The 16,262-nt window shown below is 69.1% G+C and carries 16 protein-coding genes; 8 read left to right on the forward strand and 8 right to left on the reverse strand.

Annotated features, from left to right (window positions below; all coding sequences use genetic code 11):
- Positions 1-13 precede the first annotated feature (13 nt).
- Genes BWQ93_RS15770 through hemC form a run of 5 tightly spaced genes read right to left on the reverse strand, consistent with a single transcriptional unit; the run spans position 14 to position 4,942 of the window.
- Positions 14-1,123, reverse strand: coding sequence for a CaiB/BaiF CoA transferase family protein (locus BWQ93_RS15770; protein WP_232314629.1), 1,110 nt, complete (start codon positions 1,121-1,123; stop codon positions 14-16).
- Between the two features lie 4 nt (positions 1,124-1,127).
- Positions 1,128-2,330, reverse strand: coding sequence for an acyl-CoA dehydrogenase (locus BWQ93_RS15775; RefSeq protein WP_077031339.1), 1,203 nt, complete (start codon positions 2,328-2,330; stop codon positions 1,128-1,130).
- A 44-nt stretch (positions 2,331-2,374) separates the two neighbouring features.
- Complete coding sequence (locus BWQ93_RS15780; RefSeq protein ID WP_077031340.1) at positions 2,375-3,286, reverse strand: mitofilin family membrane protein; 912 nt, start codon at positions 3,284-3,286, stop codon at positions 2,375-2,377.
- A gap of 19 nt (positions 3,287-3,305) precedes the next feature.
- Positions 3,306-3,992, reverse strand: coding sequence for a uroporphyrinogen-III synthase (locus BWQ93_RS15785; RefSeq protein WP_077031341.1), 687 nt, complete (start codon positions 3,990-3,992; stop codon positions 3,306-3,308).
- Positions 3,989-4,942, reverse strand: coding sequence for a hydroxymethylbilane synthase (hemC, locus tag BWQ93_RS15790; RefSeq protein WP_077031342.1), 954 nt, complete (start codon positions 4,940-4,942; stop codon positions 3,989-3,991). Before hemC ends, BWQ93_RS15785 begins: the two co-directional genes overlap by 4 nt.
- A 61-nt stretch (positions 4,943-5,003) precedes the next feature.
- On the opposite strand from hemC, the gene tsaD reads away from it, so the two are divergent.
- The 3 genes from tsaD (at position 5,004) to BWQ93_RS15805 (ending at position 8,648) form a co-directional block, all read left to right on the forward strand.
- On the forward strand, positions 5,004-6,038 hold the full coding sequence (gene tsaD / locus BWQ93_RS15795) for a tRNA (adenosine(37)-N6)-threonylcarbamoyltransferase complex transferase subunit TsaD (RefSeq protein ID WP_077031343.1): 1,035 nt from the start codon (positions 5,004-5,006) through the stop codon (positions 6,036-6,038).
- A complete protein-coding gene (locus tag BWQ93_RS15800; protein ID WP_077031344.1) occupies positions 6,035-7,027 on the forward strand; it encodes an NAD(P)H-dependent glycerol-3-phosphate dehydrogenase in 993 nt (330 codons plus the stop codon). The genes tsaD and BWQ93_RS15800 overlap by 4 nt, the downstream gene beginning before the upstream one ends.
- A gap of 76 nt (positions 7,028-7,103) precedes the next feature.
- Positions 7,104-8,648: a lipopolysaccharide biosynthesis protein gene (locus BWQ93_RS15805; protein WP_077031345.1), complete on the forward strand. Its 1,545-nt coding sequence runs from the start codon at positions 7,104-7,106 to the stop codon at positions 8,646-8,648.
- Between the two features lie 4 nt (positions 8,649-8,652).
- Here BWQ93_RS15805 and BWQ93_RS15810 read toward each other — a convergent pair whose 3' ends face one another.
- Together BWQ93_RS15810 and BWQ93_RS15815 are read right to left on the reverse strand one after the other, a co-directional pair.
- Positions 8,653-8,913 carry a hypothetical protein gene (locus tag BWQ93_RS15810; RefSeq protein WP_077031346.1) on the reverse strand — a complete coding sequence of 87 codons (261 nt, stop codon included), beginning with the start codon at positions 8,911-8,913 and terminating at the stop codon, positions 8,653-8,655.
- 55 nt (positions 8,914-8,968) lie between these two features.
- Positions 8,969-9,967, reverse strand: a complete 999-nt coding sequence (locus tag BWQ93_RS15815; RefSeq protein WP_077031347.1) for an adenosine kinase — start codon at positions 9,965-9,967, stop codon at positions 8,969-8,971.
- Between the two features lie 333 nt (positions 9,968-10,300).
- Here BWQ93_RS15815 and BWQ93_RS15820 point away from each other — a divergent pair, with 333 nt between their 5' ends.
- Both BWQ93_RS15820 and BWQ93_RS15825 read left to right on the forward strand, forming a co-directional pair.
- Entirely contained in the window at positions 10,301-10,993 is a 693-nt protein-coding gene (locus BWQ93_RS15820; RefSeq protein WP_077031348.1) for an EI24 domain-containing protein, read from the forward strand.
- Positions 10,990-11,358 carry a hypothetical protein gene (locus BWQ93_RS15825; protein ID WP_077031349.1) on the forward strand — a complete coding sequence of 123 codons (369 nt, stop codon included), beginning with the start codon at positions 10,990-10,992 and terminating at the stop codon, positions 11,356-11,358. The genes BWQ93_RS15820 and BWQ93_RS15825 overlap by 4 nt, the downstream gene beginning before the upstream one ends.
- 7 nt (positions 11,359-11,365) lie before the next feature.
- On the opposite strand, the gene queG is transcribed toward BWQ93_RS15825, so the two are convergent.
- Complete coding sequence (gene queG, locus BWQ93_RS15830) at positions 11,366-12,418, reverse strand: tRNA epoxyqueuosine(34) reductase QueG (RefSeq protein ID WP_077031350.1); 1,053 nt, start codon at positions 12,416-12,418, stop codon at positions 11,366-11,368.
- A gap of 68 nt (positions 12,419-12,486) precedes the next feature.
- Between queG and BWQ93_RS15835 the strand changes: the two genes are divergently transcribed.
- From BWQ93_RS15835 to BWQ93_RS15845, 3 genes are all read left to right on the forward strand, one after another.
- Positions 12,487-13,440 (forward strand): ABC transporter ATP-binding protein, encoded by a 954-nt coding sequence (locus BWQ93_RS15835; protein WP_077031351.1) that lies wholly within the window; start codon positions 12,487-12,489, stop codon positions 13,438-13,440.
- Positions 13,437-14,687: an ABC transporter permease gene (locus BWQ93_RS15840; RefSeq protein ID WP_077031352.1), complete on the forward strand. Its 1,251-nt coding sequence runs from the start codon at positions 13,437-13,439 to the stop codon at positions 14,685-14,687. Before BWQ93_RS15835 ends, BWQ93_RS15840 begins: the two co-directional genes overlap by 4 nt.
- A gap of 266 nt (positions 14,688-14,953) precedes the next feature.
- Positions 14,954-16,210 (forward strand): cytochrome P450, encoded by a 1,257-nt coding sequence (locus BWQ93_RS15845; RefSeq protein ID WP_077031353.1) that lies wholly within the window; start codon positions 14,954-14,956, stop codon positions 16,208-16,210.
- The last annotated feature ends 52 nt before the right edge of the window (positions 16,211-16,262 follow it).

Below are 16,262 nucleotides of genomic sequence, written 5' to 3' on the forward strand. Positions count from 1 at the left end.
TTGCCGCCCAGCCTCAGCCCCCCAGCAACGGCGCCCCGCCCGGCGCGACCATCCGTTCGCCATCGATCACGATCGGGCTTGCCACGCCATCGACGAACGCCCCCTCGGGCCGGAAGCGCATCCCGCGGGCGATCACCTGCGGGTCGGCGAAAACGCCCGCGACATCGTTGATCGGCCCGGCGGGTACATCTTCGGCCTCGAGTGCGAGCGACAACGACTGCGCCTCCCACGCCGCGATCTTCGCCGCGAGCAGCGGGATCAGCGCCGCGCGGTTCGCCAGCCGCGCGGCGTTGGTGACAAAGCGGGAATCCCCGGCCCAGCCGGGCTCGCCGAGCACCGAACAGAGCTTACGAAACTGCCCGTCGTTGCCGACCGCGATCACCAGCTGGCCGTCGGCGGTCGCGAAAGCCTGATAGGGCACGACATTGGCGTGGCCGTTGCCCATGCGTTTCGGCGACACCCCGCTTGCCAGATAGTTCGCGGCCTGGTTGGCGAGCACCCCGACCTGGCAGTCGAGCAGTGCCATATCGATATGCGCGCCCGCGCCTGTGACGTCACGACGCCGCATCGCGGCGAGGATCGCGACGGTCGAATACATGCCCGTGAAGACGTCGGCATAGGCAATCCCTGCCTTTTGCGGCGCTCCGTCGGGCTCGCCGGTCAGCGACATCGCGCCGCCCATCGCCTGAATGATGAAATCATAACCCGCGCGGTGCGCATAGGGCCCGGTCTGGCCGAAGCCGGTGATCGAACAGACGATCAGCCGCGGAAAATCGGCGCGGAGTCTCACGGGATCGAGCCCATATTTGGCGAGCCCGCCGAGCTTGTAATTCTCGATCACGACATCGGCGTCGGCGATCAGCGCGCGCACCTCGGCCTGCCCTTCGGCGGTCGCGATGTCGATCGCCACCCCCGCCTTGCCGCGGTTGGTGCTGTGATAATAGGCCGCGCCCAGATTTTCGCCATCGGCGCCCGCGATGAAGGGCGGCCCCCAGCTGCGCGTGTCGTCGCCGGCGCCCGGCCGCTCGACCTTCACGACCTCGGCGCCGAGATCGGCGAGCAATTGCCCGCACCAAGGCCCCGCGAGCACCCGCGCCAGCTCGACGACGCGGATGCCCTCCAAGGGTTTAGGCAAAGGCACTGATGCCCGTGATCGCGCGGCCCAGGATCAGCGCATGGACGTCGTGCGTGCCCTCATAGGTGTTCACCGTCTCGAGGTTCACCGCGTGGCGGATGACATGATAGTCGGCCGAGATCCCGTTGCCGCCGTGCATGTCGCGCGCGACGCGCGCGATATCGAGCGCCTTGCCGCAGTTGTTGCGCTTCAGCAGACTGATCATGTCGGGGGCGACATGCCCCTCGTCGATCAGCCGCCCGACGCGCAGCGCGGTCTGCAGGCCCAAGGCGATTTCGGTGAGCATGTTGGCGAGCTTCAGCTGCACGATCTGGTTCGCCGCGAGCGGACGCCCGAACTGCTTGCGCTCGCCGGTGTAATTCCGCGCCGCTTCGTAGCAGAATTCGGCCGCGCCCATCGCGCCCCAGCCGATGCCATAGCGCGCGCGGTTGAGGCAGCCGAACGGACCTTTGAGCCCCGAGACATGCGGCAGCAGCGCATCCTCGCCAACCTCGACCCCGTCCATCACGATCTCGCCGGTGACCGATGCCCGCAGGCTCACCTTGCCCTCGATCTTCGGCGCCGACAGGCCCTTCATGCCCTTTTCGAGCACGAAACCGCGGATCGCGCCGTCGTGCGCGTCGGACTTGGCCCAGACGACGAAGACGTCGGCGATCGGCGAATTGGTGATCCACATCTTCGCGCCCTTAAGGCGATAGCCGCCTTCGATCTTTTCGGCGCGCGTGCGCATGCCGCCGGGGTCGCTGCCGGCATCGGGCTCGGTCAGCCCGAAACAGCCGACAAGCTCGCCCGAAATCAGCCCGGGCAGATATTTGCGCTTCTGCTCCTCGCTGCCATAGGCGTTGATCGGGTGGATCACGAGGCTGCTCTGCACCGAACAGGCCGACCGGTAACCCGAATCGATACGCTCGACCTCGCGCGCGATCAGCCCGTAGCTGACATAGCTGAGGCCGGCGCCGCCATATTCGGGGTCGACCGTCGCGCCAAGCAGCCCGAGCGCGCCCATCTCCGACATGATCTCGCGGTCGAAGCGCTCCTCGAGAAAGGCCGAAGTCACGCGCGGCAACAACTCGCCCTCGGCATAGGCGCGCGCGGCATCGCGGACCATCCGCTCCTCCTCGCTCAATTGCGCGTCGAGCATCAGGGGGTCGAGCGGGTCGAGCGCGGCGACGCGCTGCGGATCGGCGAGGGCCATGGGCTAGGCTTTCTCTTCGTGCGAGCGCCCGGAGGGAACGCCCGCTAGGGGGTGGTCGCGGCCGGGGCTTTTCCGGCCGCCGCGGCAGGCGGGCCGCCGCGCGGCTCCAATATCGCCGCGGTCTCGATCAGGTCAAGCGCGCGCCGCGCCTCGTGATAGCGGCGCGCGTCGATCAGCCATTCGTTCGCCGCCGCGGCGCCGGGCATCGCCTCGACCTCGGCGATCGCCCGGTCGGCCATGCCGCCCGCGAGATAGCGGCGCGCACGATCGAGCCGTTCGGTCGCGCGCGGCGACTGTGTCCCTGCCGCGCGCACCACGAACAATTCGCTCAATTCGCGCCGGATTCCTGTCCACAGATTCGCGTCATCCCCGCTGCGCCCGACCAGTTCGGGGGCGATAGCGTCGAGCTCGGCGCGCAATTGTTCGAGCGTGATCGGATCGCGCGAGGTTTCGATGATCGTCTTGACCGCATTGGGCTGGTCGTCGCCGAAGCGCAGTCGCAGCTGCGCGTCGAGATAACCGAGCGACAACCCGCGATCGAGGGCACGGCGCACCGCGAAGGCGACCAGCAGCCCCTCGGCGCGCGAGGCATTGCCCGACGCCGAGGCGGCTTCGAGCGTGATGCGCGACAGGCGCTGTTCGAGTTCGGCGACGCGCGCGGGCAAGGTCGAGCCGTCGAGCGGGAGCGCCACCATGGGCTGCGGCGTCGCGCCGACCGCCGCCGGCGCCTCGCCCGCGCCCGCCACCGTCAACGTGCCGCCGGGAGACGCGGTGTCGATAACTCTGGTTTTCGGCGCAGCGCCCTGCGCCATGAAGCGATTCATCGCCCAGCCGCCGGCGGCGACGCCGACCAGCAGCAACAGCAATGCCGCGATTGCCAAGCTACGGAAAGATGGCCTTTTGCCCGAAACCTCCGCGCCCATCTGGACGGGCTTGTCGCTGCTTTCGATTGCCATAAACCTCTTTCGAACGACCCTATTTTTGCACCTTTTGGCACAAATGATGCGCCGCTGTCACCATCGCCGCGTCGTCGGGGCGCTCCGTAACGGTAACAGTGGCCCAGCCCTCGCCCGCCGCGGCGGCGGCCGCACCGCTGATCGCGACGAGCGACAGATGGCCGCGATCGGGCCCGACCAGCTCGGCGATCCGCGCCGCTCCGCGCGCCGAATGCGTGAGCAGGATCGCAGGCGCGGCGGTCAGCGCTTCCCAATCGGACGGCGGATCGACCGGATCGACGGCATAGACGGGCAGCGGCACTAGCGCCACCCCGCGCGCGTCGAACGCCGTCCGCTCGCGCCCGCAAAGCCATAAAATCCTTGGCGTTTTTCCCGATGACGCCATGGCGTCGACCAGCGATTGCGCATCGCCGGAGCCCGTCATCGCGACGGTCAATCCCGCCGCCTCCGCCGCGGCAGCCGTCGCCGAACCGACGGCATAAGCGGGAAGCGCCGCAAGCCTCTCCAGTTCCGGTCCGGAAAGACGGAGCGCCTGCGCGCTGGTCAGCAGCAAGGCGTCGAAATCGCCCGGATCGGGGGCTTGCCAGCCCAGCGCATGCGCCGCGAACAAAGGCACGGCCCTGACATCGAGCCCCAGATTTCGCGCCCGCGCCACCGTCGCCGCATTGCCGGGTTCGGCCCGCGTGACGATGACGGGCAGTGTCATGCGCCGAACAGGATTCGCACGGATTCGGGCGCTTCGCCGAGCAGGCGCGCGGCGAGCCTTTCGGGCGCGTCGCCAGCGTCAACCAGCGTCCACCCCGCGACATGCGCGCGCCCGTCCTCTGAGAAGAGCTCGGCGTCAAGCCGCAGCATCCCGTCCGCCTGCCACGAAGCATGCGCCGCGACCGGCGAGCGGCAATCGCCGCCGAGCGCCGCGAGCAGGGCGCGCTCCGCCGCGACCGCGCGGTGCGTCGGGCCATGGTCGACCGCCGCGAGCAGCCCGCGCGCCGCCGCGTCGTCGCTGCGGCATTCGATCCCGATCGCGCCCTGCGACGCCGCGGGCAGTAGCATCGCGGCTTCCTGCACCGTGCCGATCTCGTGCATCCCCAGCCGGTCGAGCCCCGCCGCCGCCAGCAGTGTTGCATCGACCTCGCCCGCCGCCAGCTTGGCGAGCCGCGTCTGGACATTGCCGCGCAGCAGCATCGTCTCGATATCGCTGCGCAACCGCTGCACTTGCGCCGCGCGCCGCGGGCTGCTGGTGCCGAGCCGCGCCCCCGTCGGCAGCGCATCGATCGTCGCCGCGACGATGCCCTCGCGCACCACCAGCCGGTCGCGCGGATCGGCGCGCTCGAGCATCGCGCCGAGGAAAAAGCGCGCGTCGCGCAAGGTTTCGACGTCCTTCAGGCTGTGCACCGCGATATCGATCGTCCCCGCGTCGAGCGCGGCGTCGAGCTCGCGCGTCCACAGCGCCTTGCCCCCGACCTCGGCGAGCGCGCGGTCCTGGATGCGGTCGCCGGTCGCGGTCATCGGCACGATGTCGAGCGCCGCGGGCTCCAGCCGGTGCGCGCGCACGAGCGCCGCCGCCGCCATATCGGCCTGCGCGCGCGCCAGCGGCGAGGCGCGCGTGCCGATGCGCAGCGGGCGGGCGGGGGTCGGGAGCGGGATCGAAGCCATGCGGTGCTGCTAGCCTCCCTTGCCCTGCCCGCCAAGGGGCGGGTAAAGGGCGCGCAAGATTATGACTCTGATCCTCGGCCTCGAATCGAGCTGCGATGAAACCGCGGCGGCGCTTGTCGATAGCGAAAGGCGCATCCTCGCGCACCGCGTTGCGGGGCAGGAGGCCGATCACGCCCCCTATGGCGGCGTCGTGCCGGAGATCGCGGCGCGCGCGCATGTCGACCGCCTCGCCCCCATTGTCGAGCGCGTGCTCGCCGATGCGGGCAAGAGTCTCGCCGACGTCGACGCGATCGCCGCGACCGCGGGGCCGGGGCTGATCGGCGGGGTGATGGTCGGGCTCGTCACCGGCAAAGCGCTCGCGCACGCCGCGGGCAAGCCGCTGATCGCGGTCAACCATCTCGAAGGCCATGCCCTCTCGCCGCGCCTCGCCGACCGCAGTTTGGAATTCCCCTATCTGCTGCTGCTCGTCTCGGGCGGCCATTGCCAGCTGCTGCTGGTGCAGGGCGTCGGCGCCTACCGCCGCCTTGCCACCACGATCGACGACGCCGCGGGCGAAGCCTTCGACAAGACGGCCAAACTGCTCGGCCTCGGTTATCCCGGCGGTCCGGCCGTCGAGCGCGTCGCCAAGGACGGCGATCCGAAGGCGGTGCCCTTCCCGCGCCCGCTGGTCGGCAGCGCCGAGCCGCATTTTTCCTTCGCGGGGCTCAAGAGCGCGGTGGTGCGCGCGGTGGCGTCGGGGCAGCACCGCACCCCCGATCTTGCCGCCTCGTTCCAGCAGGCAGTGGTGGATTGTCTTATCGATCGCAGCCGCATCGCGCTCGCCGCCTGCCCCGAAGCCAGTGCTTTCGTCGTCGCGGGCGGGGTCGCGGCCAACGGCGCGATCCGCACCGCGCTGACCGACCTCGCCGCGCGTCACGACAAGCCTTTCGTTGCCCCGCCGCTTTGGCTCTGCACCGACAATGGCGCGATGATCGCCTGGGCCGGCGCCGAGCGCTTTGCCGCGGGGCTCACCGATTCGCTCGATATACCCGCGCGCCCGCGTTGGCCGCTCGATCCCGACGCCGAGGCGGTTCGCGGCGCCGGGGTGAAGGCATGACGTCGTATAAGAATTTCGGCGTGGTCGGCGGCGGCGCCTGGGGCACGGCGCTCGCGCAATTGCTTGCCGCCGACGGCGCACCGATCCGGCTTTGGGCCCGCGAAACCGAGGTCGTCGCGGGGATTAATATCGAACATCGCAACATGTTGTTCCTGCCCGGCGCAGCGCTCTCGCCTTCGCTTACCGCCACGACCGATCTCGCCGACCTCTCCGCCTGCGACGCGCTGCTGATCGTCGTCCCCGTGCCCTATATGCGCGCCGTGCTCGCCGACCTGCCGCCCGGCGCCGCGCCCCTGATCCTGTGCAGCAAGGGCATGGAGGCGGGCAGCTTCGCCTTCCCCGTCGACATCGCGCGCGACGTGACACCAAGCCGCCCGGTCGCCGTGCTGTCGGGCCCGACCTTCGCGCATGAAGTCGCCGCGGGCCTGCCGACCGCGATCACCCTCGCCGCCGAGGACCCCGTGCTCGCGGATGCCTTGGCGCAGGCGATCGCGCGCCCGCATTTCCGCCCCTATGTCTCGGGCGACGTGACCGGCGCCGAGATCGGCGGCGCGGTGAAGAATATCCTCGCGATCGCGAGCGGCATCGTCGACGGCGCCGGGCTGGGGCTCAACGCGCGCGCCGCACTGATCAGCCGCGGTTTCGCCGAAATGACGCGCTTCGGCCTCGCGCGCGGCGCCGAAACAGAGACGCTCGCCGGGCTCGCCGGGCTCGGCGACCTCATCCTCACCTGCACCTCCAGCAATTCGCGCAACTTCGCGCTCGGCCAGGGGCTCGGCCGCGGCGAGGACGCCGCCACGCTGATGGCCGACCGCCGCACCGTCGCCGAGGGTGCCTTCAGCGCCCCCGTCGTGGCCGCCGCGGCGCGCGCCGACGGCATCGACATGCCGATCACCGACGCGGTGGCGCGGCTCGTCGCGGGCGAGATCCGCGCCGCCGAGGCCATTCAGGCGCTGCTCAGCCGCCCGCTGCGACGCGAGGGCCGGTGAGGTCATCGCCGCGATTGCCTGCCCCCCGCCGCCGCGCTAGTCTGCGCGCCGGGGAGAAGCAGAAGGGGCGCCAGGCTTGAGCCAGACGGACAGCGCGGCACCGACCGCCCCCGACGTGCCTCCCGCACCGCCGGAGCGCGACGCCGACACCGCCGCGCTCGCCAAGGGCGGGCGCACCAATTTCTTCGGCTTCATCCTGCGCCTCGTCGCGCGCCTGCCCTTCCTCTATGTCGCCGGCCGCTGGTACGGGCCCGAGGCGGTCGGGCGCTTCGCCTTCGCGGTGCTCGTCATCGAACTGATCGCGCAGCTCTCGACGCTCGGGCTCAAGCGGGGGCTCGCCGAGCAACTCAGCAAGCCCGGCGCCGACCCGCGCATCACCGTGTGGGACGGCATGTTCGTCGCCTTCCTCGCCTCGGCGCTCGGCTCGGCGATATTGCTGCTCTTCCCGCAGTTCATGTTCCCCAGCGGCTCGATCAGCCCGACCGACCGTTTCATGGCGCTGCTCGTCTTCGCGATCGCGGGGACCGAGATCGCGCTCGCCGCCTGCGCCTATCGCTTCGACATCGGCGCGACCGTGCGTGCGCGCGCCGTCGTCGAGCCCTGGGTGATCAGCATCGGCGCCGCCGCCTTCTGGTTCGTCTCGCCCCCCGACGGGCTGATGCTCTCCTATGCCGCGGCGATGCTCGGCGCCTTCGCGACCGCGCTCTGGCCGATGATCCGCCATTATGGCGGCCCCGGCGTGTGGCGGCCGCAGCCGACGCATCTGATCTCCCTCGCACGCCGCAACGCACCGCTCGCCGCCGCCGATGCGATCGAATGGGGCACGCGCCGTCTCGACCTGTTCATCCTCGGCCAGTTCACCTCGCCGACGATCTACGGCATCTATTATATGGCGCAGCAGGTCGCCTCGCTGCCGCAGAAACTCAAGACCAGCTTCGAACCGATTCTCGGCCCGGTGATCACGCGCAACCTCGCCGAAAAGAAGCTTGCCGCCGTGGCGGCACAAGTCAGCCAGGTCGGTTTCTGGATCATCGCCGCGCAGGCGGGCGTCGCGCTCGCGCTCGGCATCCCGGGCGAGGCGGTGATGGGGCTCGTCGGCCCCGAATTCGTCGGCGGCACCGGTGCGCTCGCTTTCCTGCTCGCCGCCGAAGTCGTCGCGGCGACCGCGGTCGTCAGCGAAGCCGCGCTCGTCTATGTCGCGCGCCACCGCAACTTGCTGATCAGCCTCGCGACGCTCGCGCTGCAGGCGGCGCTCAGCGTCGGCTTCATCCTCATCGCGCGCGCCATGGGCTGGCCGCCGATCTATTATGCCGGCGCGGTCGCGCTCGCCCTGATGCTCGCGCTCGGTTTCGCCTCTTTGGTCAAGGCGCGGTTGCTCTCGAAGATCCTGAACGCGCCGGTGAACAGCCTACGATGGGCGCTGGTCTGGGCGACCGCGGGCGCCGCGGTGCTCGGCTGGGGCGCGACGCAGCTCCCCGAATGGGCTGAGCTCTTGATCGGCGTACCTGTCATCCTCGGCATTTACGCTTGGCTGATCTGGACGCGCGGCTTCGGCCCTGCCGACCGCGCTCTGTTCCGCAAACATCCCGCGCCGGCGACCGAGACCGCCAGTTCGGGCTGATCGCTTATTTCACCGCTTCCTGCGCCGCGTCGCCGACATCCTGCGCGGCATCGCCGACCTTCTGCGCCGCTTCGGTGATCGCGCCGGTCTCGGCCTTTTCGTTACCGAGGAACTGGAAGGCAAAGAACCCGGCGATCACGACGATGACGAGCAGCACCAGCATGCCGATCCCGCCGCCGCCGCGACGCGGATCGCCGCGTTCGACGATTGTCGTGGTGTGCGTCGTGCCGTCGGGCTCGCGCGTGGTATGAATTTCATCGGCCATAAGAGCCTCCTGTCCGTCTGATGGCGGATAGGACGCCCGGGCGGCGAATAAGTTCCTAGCCGAGGCGCGCGGCGACCTTCGCCGCGAGGTCAATCTGCGCGCGCGGGCCGACCTGCGCGATGATCTCGCGTGCACAAACCGCGCCCATCTTCAGGCAGTCGGCGATCGGGCGCCCTTCGGCCAGACCCGACAGGAAACCCGCGGCGAACAGGTCGCCCGCGCCCGTCGTGTCGACCACCGTTTCGATCGGCTCGGCGCGGACTTCGGTGCGCGTGCCGTCGGTCAGCGCAACCGCGCCATGTTCGCCGCGCGTCGCGACGAGCAAGGGCACTTCCGCGGCGACTTTCGCCAGTGCGGTCTCGAAATCGCCTTCCTGCGCCAGCTCGAGCAGCTCGGCCTCGTTGGCGAAAAGGATGTCGATCTCGCGCGCCGCCATCATGCGGCGGAAATCCTCGCCGTGGCCCATGACCACGAAGGTGTCGGAGAGCGTGAAGGCGACGCGGCGACCCGCAGCGCGCGCGAGACCGATCGCCTCGGCCATCGCCGCGCGCGAGGCGTCGGCGTTCCACAAATAACCCTCGAGATAGAGGATGTCGGCGTCGGCGATGAGCGCCGCGTCGAGCGAGTCATGGCCCAGGCTCTGCGAGGCACCAAGGAAGGTGTTCATCGTCCGCTGACCGTCGGGAGTGACCAGGATCAGGCAGCGCGCGGTCGGCGCGCCGCCCGCCGCCGCCGGCGTGTCGAAGGCGACGCCGAGCGAGGTCAGGTCGTGGGTGAACACCTGGCCCAGCTGGTCGTCGGCGACCTGCCCGATGAAACCGCAGCTCCGCCCGAGCGCGGCCATGCCCGCCAGCGTGTTCGCGGCGCTGCCGCCCGACATCTCGACCGCGGGGCCCATAGCCGCATAGAGCCGCTCGGCCTCGTCGGCGTCGATCAGCCGCATCGATCCCTTGACCAGTTTCTCGGCCTCGATCAGCTCGTCGGACGCGCGGGCAAGGACGTCGACGATCGCATTGCCGATGGCAACGACGTCGAAACGGGCGGTGGAGGCCATGAAAATTCCTGTCGATGATGGGAAAAAGATTGCGCGCGGCTTTAGGGATGGCGGCGCTTCTTGGCAAGTTGGCGACAGGTCTGCGCTAGCGCAAAGATATTTCGCGCAGAGGCGCAGAGGCCGCAGAGGTTTTGGTTCACGCGGAGGCGCGGAGGCGCGAAGAAGAAAAGAGATTGGCGGCTTCGCCGCCCATAATCCTTCTTTCTCTGCGATCTCTGCACCTCTGCGCGAATCCTCTTCTCTTCTTTCCCTCCGCGTCTCCGCGCCTCCGCGTGAACCATTTCAAAGCGCTATCGCTTGACGCCGCCCCCACCGCCGCGCCATCCCCTCGCCATGGCCCGCGCGATCCACGCCCTGATGCTTGCCCTGCAGGACCTGCCGCGCCGCCCGGTGCTCGCCGTGCTCGCGCAGAGCCTCGCGCTCACACTCGTCATCTTCGCCGCCGCGGGCGCCGCGATCTTTTTCGGCGCGCGCTGGGCACTGGGCCATTGGGGCTGGCTCGGCGAGGCGGGGCAAGACCTGGCGGGACTGCTGCTTATCGTCCTCCTGATCGGCGCCAGCTGGCTGCTCTTCCGCGCGGTCGCGATCTTGGTCGTCGGGCTGTTCGGCGATGCGATCGTCGCCGATGTCGAGGAACGCCATTATCCCGCCGCCGCCAAATTCGCGGTCGACGTCAGCTTCGCGAAGAGCCTGCGCCTCGGCCTCGCCTCGGTCGGGCGGCTGGTAGCGGTCAACCTGCTCGCGCTGCCCGTCTATATCCCGCTGCTCTTCACCGCGATCGGCGCGCCGTTGCTGGCCTTTTTCCTCAACGCGCTGCTGCTCGGCCGCGACCTCGAGGCGATGGTGCTCGCGCGCCATCCCGAGCGCCCGCGCCTCGACCGCCGCGCGCGCTGGTCGCTCGGCGCGCTGTCCGCCGCAGCTTTCCTGGTGCCCGTCGTCAACCTGTTGGCGCCCATCATCGGCGCGGCTATGGCCGTCCACCTCATCCACCTGCGCGCCAGGGATATAGACGGGGACACCGAATGAATCGCCTTCTGGCCGCCGTGCCGATCCTCCTGCTCGGCGCCTGCTCCGCCGCCGTCCCGCCGCCGCGCAGCACCCCGCCCCCCGTCGCCGCCGCGCCGCCGCCCACCGTCGTGCGCCCGGTGCAGAACAACAGCCTGATCGGCCAGAGCGCCGACGCGACGCAGCGGATGTTCGGCAAGCCGCGCCTCGACGTCACCGAGGGCGCCGCCCGCAAGCTGCAATATGAGGGCAGCGCCTGCGTCATCGACATCTATTTCTACGCGCCGCGTGCGGGCGCCGACGCGGTCGCGACGCATGTCGACGCACGCACCCCCGACGGGCGCAACGCCGAGCCCGAAAGCTGCGTCGCCGCGCTCCGCCGCTAGATTGGCGTCATGGCGCCAGCTCGCCGAGCGCCCATTCCGCCGCCTCGGCAACCACCGGATTTTCGTCGCTTTTCAGCCGTTCGAGCAGCGGTCGGAAGCGGACATCGCCACTGTTCCCCGCCGCGATCGCCGCGTTGCGCACCATCCGGTCGCGCCCGATGCGCTTGATCGGCGAGCCCGCGAACACCTGCCGGAACCCCGCGTCGTCGAGGTCGAGCAGGTCGCCGAGCGCCGGCGCTGCGAGTTCGGCGCGCGGCAGGAAGGCCTTGTTCCGCGCTGCGGTGTCGGCGAATTTGTTCCACGGACACACCGCGAGGCAATCGTCGCAGCCATAGATGCGGTTACCGAGCGCGCGGCGGAACTCGAACGGGATCGGCCCCCCATGCTCGATCGTGAGATAGGAAATGCAGCGCCGCGCATCGAGCCTATAGGGCGCGGGAAAGGCATCGGTCGGGCACGCCTCCTGGCACGCGGTGCAACTGCCGCACGTGTCGCGCGCTGGCACCGATGGCGCCAAGTCGAGCGTCGTATAGATCGCCCCCAGGAACAGCCAGCTGCCATGGTCGCGGCTGACCATGTTGGTGTGCTTGCCCTGCCAGCCGAGCCCCGCCGCCGCCGACAGCGGCTTTTCCATCACCGGCGCGGTATCGACGAAGACCTTGACCTCGGCTCCCTTCGCTTCGGCCACCAGCCAGCGCGCGACATGCTTCAGCGCCTTCTTGACGACGTCATGATAGTCGCCGCCCTGCGCATAGACCGAAATCCGCCCGCGCTCGGGCACCTCCGCCAGCGCCAGCGGATCGGCGGCGGGCGCATAGCTCATCCCCAGCGCGATCACCGACTGGACCGCGGGCCACAGACCCTGCGGCGAGCCGCGCTCACCGGCGCGGCTTTCCATCCAGATCATCTCGCCATGGCAGCCCTCGGCAAGCCACGCGTTCAGCCGTGCCGCGGTCAAAGGCGCGGCATCGGCGCGCGCGATGCCGAACGCCGCGAACCCATGTTCGCGCGCAACGGCTTCCAGCCGCTGTTCGAGAGAAGGCAAGGCTTCGGCAACCATTGGCGCCCTATACGCGAGGCGTCTCCGCATGTCATAGGGGACCCGAAGACAATCAGCAGGACCAGCTTTTGACCGATCTCGCCGTCGAGGCCACCGGCCTCACCAAATATTTCGAGACCTACAAAGCGGTCGACCAGGTGTCGCTGCAGGTCCCCGCGGGCAGCATCTATGGCGTGCTCGGCCCCAATGGCGCGGGCAAGACCACCAGCCTGCGCATGACGCTCGGCATCATCGATCCCGACGCGGGGTCGAGCCGGTTGCTCGGCGGGCACAAGCCGCAGTCGGTACGCCACCGCATCGGTTACCTGCCCGAGGAACGCGGCCTCTATCCCGGCATGAAGGCGCGCGAGGCGATCGCCTTCATGGGCGCGCTGCGCGGGCTCGACTGGGCGGAAGGGCGCCGCCGCGCCGCGACCTTCATGACCGAGCTCGGGCTCGAACGCGTCATCGATTCGAAGATCCGCAAGATGTCGAAGGGCATGGCGCAGATGATCCAGCTGATCGGCTCGATCGTCCACGCCCCCGACCTCATCGTGCTCGACGAACCCTTCTCGGGGCTCGACCCGGTCAACCAGGAACGGCTCGAAATGCTGGTGAAACGCGAGCGCGACCGCGGCGCGACGATCCTCTTCTCGACCCACGTCATGGCGCATGCCGAACGCCTCTGCGATCGGCTCGCGATCATCGCGCGGTCGCAGCGGCGCTTCGAGGGCACGGTCGACGACGCGCGCGCGCTGCTGCCGATGCAGGTGCGCTACACCCCGCGCGACGCGAGCCGCGACGCCGTCGCCGCGATGCTCCCCGCCGGCGCCGAGCCCAGGGGCGAGGCCTGGCACTTCGCGATCGAGGATGCCGACGTCGAGCCTTTGCTTGCGCGCATCACCGCGAGCGGTCTTGGCGTCACCGGCCTGTCGATCAGCCGCCCCGCGCTCCACGACGCCTTCGTCCATATCGTCCGCCAGGTCGACGCCGGTTTCACCGCCGACGCGTCCGAGGACGCGATCGAGGAGGCCAGCGCATGACCCCCTTCCTCCGCAATATGCTCGTCGTTGCGCGGCGCGACTTTCTCGCGATCGTCGCGACCCCGACCTTCCTGCTCTTCCTGCTCGCGCCGTTGTTCATGGTCGCCATGGCGCTCGCCGGCGGCACCGGCGCCGCGCAGCTCGCCGACAGCGCGCGCGGCGCCGGCCGTATCGTCGCCGTCGCCAATGACATCGCCGACTCCACGGCGCTGCGCGACGCCGACGTCAGGCTGCGCGCGGCTATGCCGCGCGAGCCTGCGACGCTCGCGATCCGCGTCGTCGACCCCGGCAGCGCGGACCCCGTCGCCATCGCGCGCGAAAAGGGCAGCGACACCTATGCTGTGATGAGCGGATCGCTCGCCGCGCCGCGCATCGTCGAGCGCGAAAAGGGCAGCAGCGCGGGACGCTATCTCGCGCTGCTCGCCGCCGAGGTCCAGCGCGCGCGCGCCGCCGGCCCGCTGCCCACGGTCGCGCCGCGCTTCGAAAGCCTGTCGAACGGCGGCACCAGCATCGCGCTCCAGCAATCGCTGGCCTTTGGCGCGGTGTTCACGATCTTCCTCCTGACCCTGCTCCTCGCCGGCCAGACGGTGAGCTCGCTCGCCGAGGAAAAGGGCAACAAGGTGATCGAAATCCTCGCCGCCGCGGTGCCGCTCGAAAGCGTCTTCCTGGGCAAATTATTGGGTTTCCTGGGCGTCGCGATATTGTTCATCGCCTTCTGGGTCGTGATGGCGATCGCGGGCGGCTTCGTCGCCATGACGCAGATGGACCCCGCCGCGCTCGACGCCGCGGGCAAGGCGGGCAAGGCCGCCGCCGCGCTGTCCTCGATGCCCGCGACGGGCTGGGGCTTCTTCTTCGGCATCGGCTTTATTTATTTCATCCTCTCCTTCCTGCTGCTCGGCGCGGTCTTCCTCGGCGTCGGCGCGCAAGCGGCGACGGTGCGCGAAATCCAGATGCTCAGCCTGCCGATCACCATCTTCCAGGTCGGCATGTTCAGCCTGTCGGCCGCCGCGGCGAGCGCGCCGGGCAGCGGGCTCGCGACCTTCGCCCAGATCTTCCCCTTCTCGTCGCCGCTCGCGATGGCCGCGCGCGCCGCGACCGACGACGCGAAGTCGGTCCACCTGCTCGCGCTCGGATGGCAGGCCTTGTGGGTCGCGCTGGTGATCTTCATCTCGGTCCGCCTCTTCCGCGCCGGCGTGCTCAGCGGCAGCGGCAGCTGGCGCTTCTGGCGGCGGAAGGCAAAAAATTAGAGACGCGCAGAGGCGCAGAGATCGCAGAGATTTTCGCTTCACGCAGAGACGCGGAGGCGCGGAGAATCAAGACCGGCGGCTTCGCCGCCCTCTTTCTTTCTCTCTGCGTCCTCTGCGCCTCTGCGCGAATATTTTCTTTCTCCGCGTCTCCGCGCCTCCGCGTGAACCACAAAAAGCCCTGCCCCCGCCTCCGTTGACAAAGCTGTAAATAGTGGCATTCTGCAACTGAATCGACCGCGCCAGACGGTCGTGCAGAGGAGCAGCCCATGGCCACCCAGATCCGCGTAGCGCCCGAAGTCCCCCATCCGCTCGACGTTTCCCGCGCCGAATTGTGGAGCGAGGATCGCTGGCAGGACCCGATGCGCCAGCTGCGCGCCGAATCGCCGATCTTCTATTGCGAGGATTCGAAGTTCGGCCCCTATTGGTCGGTGACCACCTACAAGCCGATCCAGCATATCGAGGCGCTGCCGAAGATTTTCTCCTCGTCGTGGGAATATGGCGGCATCACCGTCGCCGGCGACGGCATCGAACATCTGCAGGAGGGCGAAATCCCGATGCCGATGTTCATCGCGATGGACCCGCCGCAGCACACCGCGCAGCGCCGCACCGTCGCCCCCGCCTTCGGCCCGTCGGAGATCGAGCGCATGCGCGCCGACACCGCCGCGCGCACCGCAGCGATCATCGACACCTTGCCCATCGGCCAGCCCTTCGACTGGGTCGAGAAAGTGTCGATCGAACTCACCACCGACATGCTCGCGATCCTGTTCGATTTCCCTTGGGCGGATCGCCACAATCTCACCCGCTGGTCCGACGCGCTCGGCGACATCGAAAGCTTCGATACGCTCGAAAAACGCCAGGCGCGCCTCGCGCAGGCTTTCGAAATGGGCGCCGCGTTCAAGGAGTTGTGGGATCATAAGGCGCAGAATCCGGGTACCCACGACCTCATCTCGATCATGCTCCAGTCCGACGCGATGAAGCATATGAGCGAGAATGAGTTCATGGGGAACCTCATCCTGCTGATCGTCGGCGGCAACGATACGACGCGCAATTCGATGTCGGCCTATGCCTATGGCTTGCACAGCTTTCCCGAGGAGCGCGCCAAGCTCGAGCGCGACCACAGCCCCGACCTCGCGGTCAACGCGATGCACGAAATTTTGCGCTGGCAGACCCCGCTCGCGCATATGCGCCGCACCGCGAGTGAAGACACCGAGCTGTTCGGCCATCAGATCAAGGCGCGCGACAAAATCGCGCTCTGGTACGCCTCAGCGAACCGCGACGAGAGCGTCTTCCCCGACGGCGACCGCATCATCGTCGACCGCGAAAATGCGCGCCGCCATCTGGCCTTTGGCTACGGCATCCACCGCTGCGTCGGTGCACGCGTCGCCGAACTCCAGCTCACCACGCTGATCAGCGAAATGCAGAAGCGCCGCCTGCGCGTGAACGTCCTCGCCGAGCCCGAGCGCGTCCACGCCAGCTTCGTCCACGGTTATCGCCACATGCAGGTCGAACTCGAAAAATATTGATGCGCGGGTGAAACCGGCCGATCATGCCGGACGAACCGGCACGAGGAGCCCA

The organism is Sphingopyxis sp. QXT-31, from assembly GCF_001984035.1.
Lineage (GTDB): Bacteria > Pseudomonadota > Alphaproteobacteria > Sphingomonadales > Sphingomonadaceae > Sphingopyxis.